The sequence below is a fragment of the Sphingobacterium sp. LZ7M1 genome (genome assembly GCF_024296865.1).
In the GTDB taxonomy this organism is placed as follows: domain Bacteria; phylum Bacteroidota; class Bacteroidia; order Sphingobacteriales; family Sphingobacteriaceae; genus Sphingobacterium.
The window spans coordinates 3,402,540-3,417,053 of the sequence record NZ_CP101134.1; the positions used below are offsets into that span (position 1 = coordinate 3,402,540).

12 protein-coding genes are annotated in these 14,514 nt (G+C 38.4%); 6 read left to right on the top strand and 6 right to left on the bottom strand.

Features of this window, described 5'->3' with window-relative positions; translation table 11 throughout:
- Positions 1–618 precede the first annotated feature (618 nt).
- Complete coding sequence (locus NMK93_RS14685) at positions 619–3,282, top strand: hypothetical protein (protein WP_254528113.1); 2,664 nt, start codon at positions 619–621, stop codon at positions 3,280–3,282.
- 50 nt (positions 3,283–3,332) lie between these two features.
- Here the strand turns inward: NMK93_RS14685 and pgk are convergent, their stop codons facing one another.
- Together pgk and sppA are read right to left on the bottom strand one after the other, a co-directional pair.
- Positions 3,333–4,523 carry a phosphoglycerate kinase gene (pgk, locus tag NMK93_RS14690; RefSeq protein ID WP_185214114.1) on the bottom strand — a complete coding sequence of 397 codons (1,191 nt, stop codon included), beginning with the start codon at positions 4,521–4,523 and terminating at the stop codon, positions 3,333–3,335.
- Positions 4,524–4,739: 216 nt separating this feature from the next.
- Positions 4,740–6,509 carry a signal peptide peptidase SppA gene (gene sppA / locus NMK93_RS14695; protein ID WP_254528116.1) on the bottom strand — a complete coding sequence of 590 codons (1,770 nt, stop codon included), beginning with the start codon at positions 6,507–6,509 and terminating at the stop codon, positions 4,740–4,742.
- Between the two features lie 75 nt (positions 6,510–6,584).
- On the opposite strand from sppA, the gene folK reads away from it, so the two are divergent.
- The gene (folK, locus tag NMK93_RS14700) at positions 6,585–7,064 is read left to right on the top strand and encodes a 2-amino-4-hydroxy-6-hydroxymethyldihydropteridine diphosphokinase (RefSeq protein ID WP_185214116.1); all 480 of its coding nucleotides are present in this window, start codon (positions 6,585–6,587) and stop codon (positions 7,062–7,064) included.
- 1 nt (position 7,065) lies between these two features.
- Positions 7,066–7,422 (top strand): Hpt domain-containing protein, encoded by a 357-nt coding sequence (locus NMK93_RS14705; protein ID WP_185214117.1) that lies wholly within the window; start codon positions 7,066–7,068, stop codon positions 7,420–7,422.
- Here the strand turns inward: NMK93_RS14705 and pssA are convergent.
- On the bottom strand, positions 7,409–8,095 hold the full coding sequence (pssA, locus tag NMK93_RS14710) for a CDP-diacylglycerol--serine O-phosphatidyltransferase (RefSeq protein WP_237219515.1): 687 nt from the start codon (positions 8,093–8,095) through the stop codon (positions 7,409–7,411). The genes NMK93_RS14705 and pssA overlap by 14 nt on opposite strands.
- A gap of 56 nt (positions 8,096–8,151) precedes the next feature.
- Positions 8,152–9,648: a transcription termination factor Rho gene (gene rho / locus NMK93_RS14715; RefSeq protein WP_185217615.1), complete on the bottom strand. Its 1,497-nt coding sequence runs from the start codon at positions 9,646–9,648 to the stop codon at positions 8,152–8,154.
- Positions 9,649–9,972: 324 nt separating this feature from the next.
- On the opposite strand from rho, the gene NMK93_RS14720 reads away from it, so the two are divergent.
- Both NMK93_RS14720 and NMK93_RS14725 read left to right on the top strand, forming a co-directional pair.
- Positions 9,973–11,688, top strand: coding sequence for an MFS transporter (locus NMK93_RS14720; RefSeq protein ID WP_185214120.1), 1,716 nt, complete (start codon positions 9,973–9,975; stop codon positions 11,686–11,688).
- A gap of 244 nt (positions 11,689–11,932) precedes the next feature.
- The gene (locus NMK93_RS14725) at positions 11,933–12,793 is read left to right on the top strand and encodes an N-acetylglucosamine kinase (RefSeq protein ID WP_185214121.1); all 861 of its coding nucleotides are present in this window, start codon (positions 11,933–11,935) and stop codon (positions 12,791–12,793) included.
- Between the two features lie 68 nt (positions 12,794–12,861).
- On the opposite strand, the gene NMK93_RS14730 is transcribed toward NMK93_RS14725, so the two are convergent.
- Entirely contained in the window at positions 12,862–13,545 is a 684-nt protein-coding gene (locus NMK93_RS14730; RefSeq protein WP_254528118.1) for a metal-dependent hydrolase, read from the bottom strand.
- Between the two features lie 10 nt (positions 13,546–13,555).
- Positions 13,556–13,870: a YbaB/EbfC family nucleoid-associated protein gene (locus NMK93_RS14735; protein WP_185214123.1), complete on the bottom strand. Its 315-nt coding sequence runs from the start codon at positions 13,868–13,870 to the stop codon at positions 13,556–13,558.
- A gap of 110 nt (positions 13,871–13,980) precedes the next feature.
- Here NMK93_RS14735 and NMK93_RS14740 point away from each other — a divergent pair, with 110 nt between their 5' ends.
- Positions 13,981–14,472, top strand: a complete 492-nt coding sequence (locus NMK93_RS14740) for a hypothetical protein (protein WP_185214124.1) — start codon at positions 13,981–13,983, stop codon at positions 14,470–14,472.
- Positions 14,473–14,514 lie beyond the last annotated feature (42 nt).

Genomic DNA, 14,514 nt, shown 5'->3' on the forward strand with positions numbered 1-14,514 from the left:
GAAAAATTTACTAGACCAACCCAATAAATCGAGATCAAATCAATGGGTAAATTCCAGTTCATAAAAATCAGGAAAATCCGGGGTTTCAAATTTTTGAAAATAAAACAGGGACGAAAACCAAGTTGGAATCCCAGCACCTGGATCTAGAAATTTTCCAAATCAAAAATCCACCCACCAGCTAACGTCAATCCTATTTTAAAAAAAGCCTTAGGAAGCGTCAAACATTTGAATTTATTAAAATTTAACCTACATTTACAAAGCAAAAAGTTAACTGAATTATTAATCGCAACTCAGTGATTTAAAGACAAAAATACACGTAAAACAGTGTAAATTATGGAAAAATCAATATGAATATTAAACACTATTAATCAACCACTTATATCTTCTATAAAAACAATCAATTAATATAACCACTTAAATTTTTACTAATATATTTAGTATATGCTAATATCACCATATTCTATAAATTATAAAAAGCTTTTTATCAGTATTTTAACTATTCTTATAATAAGTTTAAATACACATATTGTAAAATCTCAAATAATTGACAATGAACAAGCCTCTTCTAAGGTTAAGTGGAGACAGATAAATACTGAAAAATTTCAACTCATATTCCCGATGGAGTTCGAAAAATCAGCCTTGCTCCTCTCCCAACAAATCGACAGCATGATTGATTATTCCAGTCGGGATTTAAAGCGCGCTCCAAAGAAAATTTCAATAATTCTTCACGAAAATCATATTGAACAGAACGGCTATGCACAACTTGCCCCTCGAAAAGTCGAAGCATTTTCAACCCCTGGACCTGCAAGCGATAATACTGAATGGCTTCCAAATCTGATCCAACATGAGTTAAGACATGTAGCACAATTTGACAAGTTGACAGGTAGTATTCAAGGTCCATTTTTCCAACAATTGGCCTTCGCATTGTATGGTCTTCACCTACCGGCTTGGTACTTTGAGGGAGACGCGGTCTCCATAGAAACTCAATTTTCTGCCGGAGGTAGAGGCAGAAGTAGCTCCTGGTTCATGCCCCTTCGGACCAATTTGCTCTCCGGAAAAGACTACTCTTTTAGTAAAAATATACTCGGGTCTTTCCGAGATCTGACCCCCTCCTACTACCTCACCGGGTACAGCATGAACAGCTACTTGACCAACCATTTTGGCTATGGGGTAAAGGAAGAAATCATGGACAACATGAGAGCTAATTTATGGCGACCTTTTAACTTCAATTTAGCACTAAAAAAGTACAGCAATCAGAACAGCAAAAAACTCTATGACGCCACAATTTCTGAACTCAAAGAGGAATGGGAATCTTCAAAAAATGAAGGAAATTTTAACCTTATTTTTGAGGAAAACAATCGCTACCCCACGCACTATTTCCTTCCTCAAACCAACTTCTCAAAAGCAATTTTTACCCTTGTTCAATCACCCGCTTTCATCCCAGAAATCAGAAAAAGAACTGCAGATAAAGAAGAAATCATAACCAAAATTGGATACCAACTCACTCCATATTTTCATGTGAACGACCAATTTCTGGTATGGGATGAACTCAGAAAGGATGCTAGATTTGGTAAACAGACCTATAATATTATTAGGATTTTGGAACTCAAAACTGGAAAAATTGAGGACCTTTCTAAAAATTCTCGATTTTACAGCCCTATATTGAGCGATAATTCCCAAAAGGTATATACAGTCCAAGTGGACCAAAACAACTTATCTAGCCTCTTCTATATCGACCGAATTTCAAAGAAATCCTCAAAAATCATGGATTTTCCTGCAGGATTTCTTATCCAACAGCCCAGTTTGAATGCAGATGAAACAAAGATTTCAGCGATTGCCATCAGTCCAAAAGGGACAAATATCATTGAGATAGACCTCGAAACCTCCCAATTTAAGGAGCTGTTTCCTTGGTCAAACCAAGAATTCCAACGTCCCATTTACCTGGAAAATGACCTTATTTTTAAAGCTCAATTTCAAAAAATCGACAATCTTTACCGCTATTCCAGCAACGATAAGAAGCTATATATTATCTCAGATTCGCCATTCGGAGCCTTTCATCCAAGCCCCGGGAACAACCATTCCGTACTTTATAACGAGTATCAATTCAACGGATATAAAGCAGCTTTCCTTGACTCCACACAACTGATAGGACAGGAAATCACAGCGAATTTTGAGGTTCCGGCCCAGACAGACCACAGGATAAAAGCTAGTTTTGCAGGACCACAACCCGAGGAAACACAGCCTTATCAAGTAGAAAAATACAATAGCCTTAGTCATTTATTTAACTTTCACAGCCTAAGCATAAGCAGCAATAACTTCGAAAGTTTCGACAATTATAGACCTGGAATCTTCTGGATTGCCAATGATCTACTCAATACTTCTCAGCTAAAATTAGGTTATGAATACGACTTGGACATGGAAAAAAGCGTCTATTCAGCAGAGCTAACCTACCAGAAATACTATCCGAAATTCAGTTTTTCCTATAAAAACAGGGGCCAAATCGGCTATGCTAAGAAGCAAAACACGGAAAATGAGTACACAAGATTTGACTTCAGGGAACATGTTTATAGCTTGGACATGCAGATTCCCTTGAGCATTTACAGAGGAAAAACCACCTATAACTACGGCTTTAACCTTGGTACGTCCTATCAAAAACGATATGATTTAAGCTTAAATACACTGCGGGGATTTCATGATGAAATTGCCTTCCCTCTCAATTATCAGGCATATTTCAACCGTAATCAAAGAAGAAGTCAAATGGACCTGATCCCTAAATGGGGACAGAATATCAATGTTCTATACCGTCATGTACCATTCGAAAACACGTTAGAAGGCTCATTATTTGCCATCAGGACCAATTTCTATTTCCCTGGTTTCTTCAGGAACCATGGCTTCCAGGCTAGGCTATCCTACCAAAAAACTGATGGAAGATACAATGATACCTATGATATTCCAATGGTATCTGGCTATGCTCATTTCGATTCGCCGAAAGTAGAAAACACCCTTTTGATGAACTACAGGTTCCCGATCGCTTATCCCGACTGGGCAATTGGGCAATTGGCTTATATCAAACGTTTCCATGGTTATTTCTTTGCCGACTATCAAAATCTCCAGGACAGCAAGGCCGAACCTACCTCATTCGGAATAGGCCTATCAGCAGACTTCAATATGTTCAAATATGTACTTCCAGACTTTGGAGTGGGAGCTAAACTCAGCTATATCAATCAGGCTAGTGCCAAGCAGCGGTTTGTGCCAAGCTTCAGCTTGAGCTACAGCTATTAAACAAGGAAGGGGAACCAAATGGTTCCCCTTCCTTTATTTTATAGATAATATTAGTCTAAAATAGCTTTAACACCTGGAAGTGTCTTACCTTCCATGTATTCTAACAAAGCACCACCACCAGTACTAACATAGCTAACATGTTCTGTCATTCCAAATTTAGATACCGCAGCAGCTGAGTCACCACCACCGATCAATGAGAATGCACCGCGCTCTGTTGCTGCAACAACTGCATTTGCAACCGCACGAGTACCTTTAGCAAAAGTATCCATCTCAAATACACCCATTGGACCATTCCACAACAAGGTATTTGAAGCCATGATCACATCTTTAAAATGCTCAGAGGACTCAGGACCTATATCCAAACCTTGCTTATCAGCAGGAATCTCATCATTAGGACCATCATAAACATTGGCATCATTTGCAAAACGGTCAGCAATCTGAGCATCAGTTGGAAGAACCAAGTTCACGCCTTTTTCATCCGCTTTTTTCACTAATTCATTTGCCAAATCCAATTTATCTAGCTCAACCAAAGATTGACCAATTTCACCACCGCGCGCCTTTACAAACGTATAAGCCATACCACCACCAATGATCAAATTGTCAACTTTGTCCAATAAGGCCTCAATCAATTCCAATTTATCAGAAACCTTAGCTCCACCCATAATAGCTGTAAATGGACGTTCAGGTTTATTCAATACTTTCTCCGCATTTTCAATTTCCTTCGCCATTAAGTAACCAAAGTACTTGTTGTTAGGGAAAAATTCAGCAATAATAGCCGTAGAAGCATGAGCTCTGTGCGCAGTACCAAATGCATCATTAACATAGACATCACCCAATTCAGCTAATTTCTTAGCAAAATCACGGTCTCCTTTTTCTTCTTCTTTGTAGAACCTTAGGTTCTCTAACAATAAAACTTGACCTGCCTGCAAATTCTTTGCCTTCTCCACAGCATCAGAACCAATACAGTCATCTGCAAATTGTACATCAACACCTAATACCTCAGATAAGTGCTTTACAATATGTTTAAGTGAATATTTGTCGGTAGGTCCTTCTTTTGGTCTTCCTAAGTGGGACATCAAAATAACGGAACCTCCGTCTTTTAAGATCTTTTTAATAGTAGGCAGCGCACCTTGAATACGGTTGTCATCAGTAATGTTGAAGTTCTCATCTAAAGGAACATTGAAATCAACTCTTATTAAAGCTTTCTTCCCGTTGAAATTTAAATCGTCGATAGTTTTCATTTTATTTTTATTTCCGGTTGATTTTAGAGTTTAAAGATATAAAAAACTTTCATTTTTCTTTTCAATCTGTAAATCTCTACAATAATTCTAAATCTATGTAGTAATACCTTATGCAGTTCCTATAAAAGCCCATTTCTATTTTTATGAAAAGGCTGAGTGCTGGCAAGAACTGCCATGATTCAAAAAAAGCGCTGATTTCTCAATCAGCGCTTTTTATTAATATATCTCTACCAGATATGGAATCCTAGCCTGCACACCCGATTGCTGACTGATCCTTTTCAGTTCAGTCAAATATTTTACGTAGTCCCCCATCTCATCTTCTAGCATCCACATTTTTATTTTATCCCTCGAAGTAGACCATATCGAAGCAAAAGGATCTTTCGCTCTTGGATACTCCGAAACTCTATAATTCTCGATTTTTGCTTTCTTAGCAGCCGCAACAATGGCTTGGTCCAAGGTCGCTAAACGGTCCACCAATTTCAATTTCACAGCTTGTTCACCGGTCCACACTCGGCCTTGACCAATGCTGTCAACATCTGCTACTTGCATTTTCCTTCCATCAGCCACTCGCTTCAGGAATACTTGGTAAATCTTATTAACGCCACCCTGAATGATTCCTTTTTCCTCTTCCGACAATGGTCTGTCCATATCCACATCCATATCAGCAAACTTAGAAGTCTTCACCGCATCGAAATGGATGCCTAATTTATCATTGAATAATTTTTGGAAACTAGGAATCAATCCGAATACACCAATTGAACCTGTTAGGGTTGTTGGATCGGCAAAGATAGAATCCGCTGCAGCCGAGATATAATAACCTCCAGAAGCAGCATAATCACCCATGGATACTACTACAGGTTTCACTTTCTTTGTTAGATCGACCTCTCTCCAGATGGATTCCGAAGCCAAGGCAGAACCTCCCGGAGAATTTACGCGCATCACAATAGCCTTAACCTTATCATCCTGTCTCAATTCCCGTAATTCCCTAGACAATTTATCTCCACCAATCTGTCCTTCTATCCCTTCACCATCAATGATCTCTCCATAGGCATATAATACAGCTATACGGTCGCCACCTGCTTCGCCAGCACTTGCTTTGTTATTATAATCTAATAAGGAAACTACTGGAATATTTTTTTTCGCATCAATACCCAACTTGTCCTTGATTTTAGAAATCACTTGATCTTTGTACAACAGATCGGTAACAAATCCATATTTCTTGGCATCTTCCGCTTCACGGATCAAATAACCGTTTGCAATGCTTTTTAAGCTATCTGTAGATATCTTTTTAACAGCCGAAATATCGTTCAGGAAAGTACCATAAATACTGCTTAGATAAGAATTCACCTGCTCCTTATTCGCCTCGCTCATACTATTGAGGATAAAAGGTTCAACCGCACTTTTATAAGTTCCAACTTTGAGGACTTGCATATCGATTCCCAATTTATCCAATGCCTCTTTATAAAACATGACCGAAGTAGCCAACCCTCTGAAATCAAGGTTCCCTTGTGGATGCAAATAAACCTCATTAGCCACAGAGTTCAGGTAATAGCCTTTTTGGCTCATCACGTCACTATAGGCTACAATAAACTTATCCGAAGTCTTAAAGTCCAAAAGTGCCTCACGAATGGCTTTCATCGTTGCGAAGCCAGTCCCCACACTTGTCACATTAAGATAGATTCCCTTGATGTTATTGTCTGTTTTTGCTGCTTTTATCTTTGAAACGATATCATTCAATCCAATGGATTTAGACCCCGAATAGCCCGGGATATCCAGACCTTCAAATGGATTTGCTTCTGTTTTTTCTGTGATTGCATGATTTAGGTCGATTAACAGAACAGAGTTGCTAGCTGTTACAGTTTCACTCTTACTGCCCACCGAACTGATCATCATCCCAATGATTCCCATCAGGATAAAAAACATTAATATACTACTGATAATAATACCTGTAATGGTCGCAAGTACGTATTTAAAAAATGATCTCATATAATTTATTTAAGTAGTGTCCGTAAATTTAAGCTATTATTCCGATTATCATAAAACAATTCATATATTAAACTCATGAATAAAGTTTACCTACTTTTAGGGGCAAATATTGGTAATCCCAACAAACAACTAGAAGACGCAAAGGTTGAAATTGAAGACAGAATTGGAAAAATCACACGGCAATCCAAAATTTATGAATCCGAAGCTTGGGGCGTAGAAAACCAACCGGTATTTTTGAACCAGGTGATCTTGTTGGAGACTGATTTCTCCGCAAATAAAGTCTTGAATGAAATCTTGAAGATTGAAATTCTTTTGGGCAGGATCCGTGGACAACGCTGGGGATCAAGGATCATCGATATTGACATTCTATACTATAACGAAGACATTATACATACCGAAGACCTTCAAGTCCCTCATCCATATATTCAAGAAAGAAACTTTACCCTGATACCCCTCGTAGAAATAGCTGCCGACTACTCCCACCCTATTTTTAAGAAATCTAACAAGGAATTGCTGGAAGAATCAACCGATCAACTGAATGTAAAAACAATCTAACATGAACCATTATTCCATTATTAACCCCGCCTCTATCCAAGAGAACATGATGAATAACATCGAGGTCATCAAACAGATGATCCCTTTATATCTTGGTCAGGGAGTAGAAGATTTTAAGGCTTTAGAAGTCGCGATTGAATCTCAGGACCATTCAGACATCAAATCAAAAGCACATCATATCAAGCCGACCATGCAATACCTAGGTGCTACAGATTTAAGGATGAAGTTCCAGGATCTTGAGGACAAAGCTGCCGGCGAAGAACCGATGGCAGACATCCTGGATCTATTTGAAAATATCAAAAAGGATTTCCATTTAGCCATGGCTGAACTGGAAGATTATCAAACTAAACTTCACTAATTTCTTTCTCGGAGGCAAAATGTATTTTTGAGAAAACAATATAAAGAACCAAGATAATTGGCAAAGCTAAAAACTTCAGGATTACCAATAACACGACGCTGATAATCAGGAAAAGGTATTTGTATTTATTGACAACCCAACTCAAACTGCTCAGTTTCATAGAGAACAACTTTATTTCCGACACCAATAGCAAACTGGTCAGGATAGCTATGCCCAATAAAAGCCAAGTGTTCTTTAAGGCAGGATAATCTTGGAGGATAAAAGGCAAGGAAACAATAAAAAAGGTATTCATTGGCGTATTCACACCGATGAAATCCGTGCTCTGTCTCGTATCAATATTGAATTTTGCCAATCTTAAAGCCGAAAATACGGTAATGATAAAACCTAGATAAGGAAGGTATTCGTTCGAACTGGTATCTTTTAGTAGTGTAAAGATTATGGCTCCCGGTAAAAACCCAAAACTAATCACATCAGCCAAGGAGTCCAATTCCTTTCCAATCAACGATTTGACATGCAATGCTCTAGCTGACATACCATCGAAAAAGTCAAAAATACCCGAAGCTAATACACAGTAAAAAGCCAACATATACTCTTGGTTCAGGACCATGACAGTACCGATGCAACCTGAAAAGAGGTTTAGGGAAGTGATCGTATTTGGAATGTATTTCTTCATAAAAAAAGCCATCTTTTCGCAAAGATGGCTTAAAAATATCAATTTATGATGGCTTTTTAGCCATTCATGCTAATTAAAAATTCTCCGTTGGATTTAGTTCCACGCATTTGGGTCAACAAAAATTCCATTGCTTCTTGCGAGTTCATGTCGGCAAGGTGGTTTCTCAATACCCATAGGCGTTGCAATTCATCACGGTCAACCAATAGGTCATCACGTCTTGTGCTAGATGCAGTAAGATCGATGGCAGGGAAGATACGTTTGTTAGACAATTTACGGTCTAATTGTAGCTCCATATTACCTGTACCCTTGAATTCTTCAAAGATTACCTCATCCATTTTAGAACCTGTCTCTGTCAATGCTGTAGCTAAAATCGTCAATGAACCACCGTTCTCGATATTTCTAGCTGCACCGAAGAAACGTTTTGGTTTATGAAGTGCATTGGCATCCACACCACCGGAAAGGATTTTTCCTGATGCTGGAGCAACAGTGTTATAAGCACGTGCTAACCTGGTAATGGAATCCAATAAGATAACCACATCATGGCCACACTCTACCATACGTTTTGCTTTTTCCAATACGATGTTGGCAATTTTCACGTGACGGTCAGCAGGCTCATCAAAAGTCGATGAAACAACTTCTGCACGTACGCTTCTTGCCATGTCTGTAACCTCCTCTGGACGTTCATCGATCAATAAAATGATCAAGTAAACTTCAGGATGGTTTTTGGCGATTGCATTGGCAACCTCTTTCAATAAATTGGTCTTACCAGTTTTAGGCTGTGCAACGATCAATCCACGTTGTCCTTTACCGATTGGAGTGAAAAGATCCATAATCCTTGTCGAGTAGTTGCTCGGACCTAGATCCAAATTCAATTTCTCATCAGGGAACAATGGTGTCAAATAATCAAAAGGAACACGGTCTCTTACTTCAGCTGGGTCTTGACCATTGATGGCCTCAACTCTCACCAAAGGAAAATATTTCTCGCCTTCTTTCGGAGGACGGATACATCCTCTTACATTATCTCCAGTTTTCAATCCAAATAACTTGATCTGTGATTGAGAAACATAGATATCATCCGGAGATGTCAAATAATTATAGTCTGAAGACCTTAAGAAACCATAACCATCGGCCATAATTTCCAATACACCTTCATTAATAATTACGTTGTCAAAATCTGTTGGAGTGGAAGCTTTAGAAGAAGGTTCAGGAGAAGGAGTAGTTGTGGATTCTGTGGGAGTAGATTCTGCTGCTGGTTTGCTAACAAAATCCATTTTCGTTTCCTCATCATCGGCTGCCACTCTGTTTCTACCTACTGCTACAGGTTCTGCAGCTTTCACTGTACGCACTCTTTTTCTTGTTCGCTCTGCATTGGCTTTATCCGAATCAGCATCAGAAACTTCTACAGTTTGCTCTTGCTGAGACTCTTTGGCTATTTCAGAAATACGATCAATTAACTCTTGTTTTCTAAGCTTTTCAGCATCAACAATGCCTAGAACTTTCGCAATCTCGCGCAATTCAGACACGAGCTTCGTATTCAATTCATTAATATCCATTAATATTAAAATATGATTTTTAAGGATTTTTACTTTTTTTGAAATATATCTCTCAGCTAATACATAAATTTCATATGTCTTATTGGGTAACTAAATCTTTTATAGAGATTTTATACTAGCGTCCCGAAAGATAAATTAAGAACCGCCACAAAGAAAAAAAGAACTATTGTAATTTCAAAAGAAAATCAGCACTTTTTTTTATTTATAGTTTATTATATAACGTTAAGTAGCAGTAAAATGTTTTAGCAACTGCCGAAAAACTTTAGAAATCAAAAAAAAGTTCTTTATTTGTACGATTAAATCATAAAGTTAGACATTTTTTTTATGAATAACCAACAAACAAACACCAATTACCCAGCTCTTTACACCTTAATCGTGGTGTTTTTTTTCTGGGGATTTATCGCAGCTGGAAACAGTGTATTTATTCCGTTCTGTAAAAATTACTTTCACTTAGATCAATTTCAATCTCAACTTATTGATTTTGCTTTTTACTCGGCCTACTACATTGGCGCTCTTCTTCTCTTTATTTTCGGAACCATTTCTGGAAAAGACCTCGTAGGAAAATGGGGCTACAAGCGAAGTATAGTCTATGGCCTTTTGTTCTCGGCATTAGGTGCCGCAGCAATGATCGTCGCTGTAGAAGTCAATGTGTACACGGGAATGTTAATAGGTCTATTTATTGTTGCATTAGGTTTCTCCTTGCAGCAAACCGCAGCAAACCCATTTGCAGTGCTATTGGGCGACCCTAAAACTGGGGCATCTCGGGTGAACCTGGGGGGCGGTATCAACTCTTTCGGTACCACTATCGGACCATTGATCGTTGGATTTGCACTATTTGGTACCTTCGAAACCATTTCCGATGCTGAAATCGCTAACCTTCCCCTAAACAAAGTCGTATACCTTTATATAGGTGTGGGTCTTCTTTTCGTATTGGCAGCTGGTTTATTCCATTTCTCTAAGAAAGTTCCGGCAGGTTTCAACCTGGAACAGATGGAACCCGCTAACAAGGCGAGGACAACATTGATCATTATGACCATTTTGTTGCTATGTGCTTTTATCCCTGTATTTACCAGTTACAAATCTGACACTGCCCTTCATATCCTAGACCTAAAGGAACAAGCGGCTAACAACAATAACCAAGAGCTTTTAGCACAGATTAAAGACCTTTCACATGGTTTGGAAATCAAACGTATGCTATGGTTACTGGGTGCTTTGGCCGTAATTGTTTTCGGTCTTTTGTTCTCTTATAATAGTGCCAAGAAAAATCCTGAAGGTTGGGGAGCCATGAAATATCCACAATTGGTTTTGGGTATGTTGGCCTTATTTATCTATGTAGGGATTGAAGTTGCTATCGGTAGTAACCTAGGTGAACTTTTGACTTTGGAAGAATTCGGCAACCTGCAATCTTCGCAGATTACTCCATACGTTTCCATGTACTGGGGCGGTATGATGATCGGTCGATGGGCAGGCGCGATTACAGCGTTCAACTTGACAAAATCTAAGAAAAAATTACTGACTATCATCGTTCCTGTCATAGCTTTCACCATTATTATCGGGGTGAATTCACTTGCTGGATTCGACATGTCCGTTCTATACTATTTCATTATCTGTGTGGCATTACAGATCGCTGCATTCTTCTTGAGTAAAGAAAAACCTGTCCGTACCTTGATCATTTTCGGAACTTTCGGGCTATTGGCCATGATCGTTGGTTTGATGACATCAGGCACGGTAGCAATCTACTCCTTCCTAGCTGGAGGTTTAGCTTGTTCTATCATGTGGGGTTCCATCTTTAGTCTTTCGATCGTAGGATTAGGAAAATACACCGAACAAGGTTCGGCATTCTTGGTGATGATGATTTTAGGTGGTGGTATCATCCCTCCTATCCAAGGAAAGCTTTCGGATATCATTGGTATTCACAACTCTTACATTGTTCCAGCGGTTGGTTTTATCTACATCATCGTCTTTGCGGTACTGGTTCGCAAATTCTTGTCTAAACAAGGAATTGCAATTGACGAAATTGAAGCCGAAGGAGCTCACTAATGCTAAACTAATTGTAAAAAATACACTAAGTATTTTTCGCGTTAAAATAATTTTAAAAACCTTATAACCAATGAGTTATAAGGTTTTTATTTTTAATCAAGGCCCTAACCTTCCTAAATTATTTCAATATATCAAATAAAAATTCTTATTTTTATTAATAAATACCGTATTTTGGGATTTAAACTTAGAACAATACCATTGTAAAACGAAAAAACAAGTTACTTTAAAACTAAATTTATAAATAATGATAATAATTGCAGATGGAGGGTCTACAAAAACAAACTGGTGTTTGCTAGATGATAACAACAAGAAGATTTACTTCAACACCGAGGGTTATAACCCATATTTTGTAGATAGCGAATACATTATTGCATCCCTTAAAAAAGGACTACCTCAAGATATTCCATTTGAAAAAATCAGCGAGGTAAATTATTATGGTGCTGGTGTACACAATGAAGAGAAGGCAAAAATTGTCGAAGATGCGATCCAGGCAGTGTTCCCAAATTCTAAAGTTGAAGTTGGTCACGACCTATTAGCTGCTGCACGCGCTTTATTAGGTACTAACCCTGGTTTTGCTGCAATCCTTGGAACGGGTACTAACACTTGTATATACGACGGAAAAGACATAACTCACAATATTGATTCAGCTGCCTACATCCTAGGTGACGAAGGTTCTGGTAGTTTCATCGGTAAGAAGCTTTTGGTAGATTTTATCAGAGGTCTAATGCCTAAGGATGTTGCTGAGGCATTCTTTAATGCTTACAAACTTACTCCTGATGAAATCATGGACAACGTATACACAAAACCTTTAGCTAACCGTTTCTGCGCTAGCTTCAGTAAATTTGTATACGACAATAACGTAAATATCGAATACACTCGCAAAATCGTTGACGATGCATTCGAAGCTTTCTTCAATAACCTTGTGAGCAAATACCCTGATTACCAATCTTACACTTTCAACTGTATCGGTTCTGTAGGTTACAACTTCAGAAACGTACTGGAAGAAAAAGCTACTCAATATGGAATGAAAGTTGGAAAAATCTTGCGTTCTCCTATTGACGATTTGGTACAGTTCCACATCAACAGATCAAAAAGCGTTGCTTAACCTATAGCAGCCTGAACATAAAAAAGCCCAATTGCTAGCAATTGGGCTTTTCTTTTGATATATCTCTTTTAGAGCTCTACCGACTCACCGATCTTTGGCAAGGCCAAGTACACCTCTGACTCGTTAAACTTCTTCTTTGCTTCCTCATGATTAATCGTAATTGGAGGAAAAGAATCATAATGCATTCCGATCACATTATTGCAGTTCACAAATTCAGCTGCAATCACGGCATCATCCACATCCATGGTATAATGGCCACCAATAGGCAACAAGGCCCAATCAATCTTATGGCGTTCCAATAACTTCATTTCCATGGTCAATGCGGTATCTCCAGCAAAATAAATGGTTTTGTCTTTCAAAAAGAACACATAACCTACCGGAAAACCTGCATAAGCACCATCTGGAGTGCTATTGCTATGTGCGGCATAAACCATCTTCACCTTCCCAAAAGGAAGGTTCAAGGTTCCACCCAGATTATATTCGATTACTTTATCATCGGGTACACCTTGTTTTCTCACCCATGCAGCTGTTTCTACAATGGTTGCAACAGTGGCCCCACTTTGTTGTTGGATACTGAACATGTCGGCCACATGGTCTTGATGGCCATGGCTCAGGAAAATGTAATCAGGATTGATCTTACTGATATCCACAGCCTTCGCCAAAGGATTATAACTGATGAATGGATCCATCAAAACCTTGGTCCCATCAAAATCAAACTCCACACATGACTGTCCGTAATATGTTGCTTTCATTTCTCTTTTATTATTTACCAAATAAGTTGCCTAAACCTCCTAATCCACCTAATAGGTCCTGTGAGGCTGCTTGCATTTCAGTTTGACTGATACTTTCAGCCTGAACCAAAGCCTTATTCAAGGCAACAACCAATAGCTCTTCAATTTCCTCTTTATCTGCATCCTTAAAGAATTCAGGGTCGATCTGAATTTCTTTGATCTCCTTATTGGCCGTGGATATTACACGGACCTTGCCGCCCTCTGCTTCTCCCGATACGGAAATATGATCCAATCTTGCCTTGATCTCCTGTGCCTTTTGCTGTGCTTCAAATAACTTATCAAACATAAATACTCCTTAAATTTTAAACCCCAAATTACAAATTATTTATGAATCTCGACAATTGCTTGGCTCTTTTGAGCAGCTTGTTTACCTTTGTAGGATAATTGTCTATCATAATGATTCAACTAAAACACTATACCGCAATAGCAAACGAATTACAAGAGTCTGAGCCCGAAAAATTCGAGCAACTTGAGGAAGAAATCAATATCATTATCCATAAATTAAAGTTCATCCATATTGAAAACCGACCGATGGTCGAAATTGTGGACCTTTCAAAACCTACCACAGACCCAACTTATATCGAAGAACTGAGCGAAATCGCTGGAGCTCAGAACAACCCCTTGGTAAAAGAGCCTGAAAACACCGAAATCCTGATCTTTATCAACGACAATCCTGCTTTCCTAGGAACACTGCCAGATTTATTGAACGAGCAATACAGCGACTATAAAGCCGTTAAAAACAACAATGTCTTTATTATTCAAAAGCCTGATTTTGGAAAACGCAAAGGAGACTTTTTATTGGATACAGAAATTTTCGCTGAAATTATCCAATCAAAATATTTTGTATATGGACATGAAGGAAACCATTGGATCAAATTTGATCTTTAATCCTGAAACTCCATAAAAAAGGTCGCTTCTTGAATTAGAAGC

Excerpts from the sequence above, each read along its gene's own strand:
- NMK93_RS14735 (WP_185214123.1), bottom strand. The coding sequence starts at position 13,870 with ATGTTTGATAAGTTATTTGAAGCACAGCAAAAGGCACAGGAGATCAAG.
- NMK93_RS14730 (WP_254528118.1), bottom strand. The coding sequence starts at position 13,545 with ATGAAAGCAACATATTACGGACAGTCATGTGTGGAGTTTGATTTTGAT.
- NMK93_RS14720 (WP_185214120.1), top strand. The coding sequence starts at position 9,973 with ATGAATAACCAACAAACAAACACCAATTACCCAGCTCTTTACACCTTA.
- NMK93_RS14725 (WP_185214121.1), top strand. The coding sequence starts at position 11,933 with ATGATAATAATTGCAGATGGAGGGTCTACAAAAACAAACTGGTGTTTG.
- NMK93_RS14705 (WP_185214117.1), top strand. The coding sequence starts at position 7,066 with ATGAACCATTATTCCATTATTAACCCCGCCTCTATCCAAGAGAACATG.
- pssA (WP_237219515.1), bottom strand. The coding sequence starts at position 8,095 with ATGAAGAAATACATTCCAAATACGATCACTTCCCTAAACCTCTTTTCA.
- sppA (WP_254528116.1), bottom strand. The coding sequence starts at position 6,509 with ATGAGATCATTTTTTAAATACGTACTTGCGACCATTACAGGTATTATT.
- NMK93_RS14740 (WP_185214124.1), top strand. The coding sequence starts at position 13,981 with ATGATTCAACTAAAACACTATACCGCAATAGCAAACGAATTACAAGAG.
- NMK93_RS14685 (WP_254528113.1), top strand. The coding sequence starts at position 619 with ATGGAGTTCGAAAAATCAGCCTTGCTCCTCTCCCAACAAATCGACAGC.
- rho (WP_185217615.1), bottom strand. The coding sequence starts at position 9,648 with ATGGATATTAATGAATTGAATACGAAGCTCGTGTCTGAATTGCGCGAG.
- pgk (WP_185214114.1), bottom strand. The coding sequence starts at position 4,523 with ATGAAAACTATCGACGATTTAAATTTCAACGGGAAGAAAGCTTTAATA.
- folK (WP_185214116.1), top strand. The coding sequence starts at position 6,585 with ATGAATAAAGTTTACCTACTTTTAGGGGCAAATATTGGTAATCCCAAC.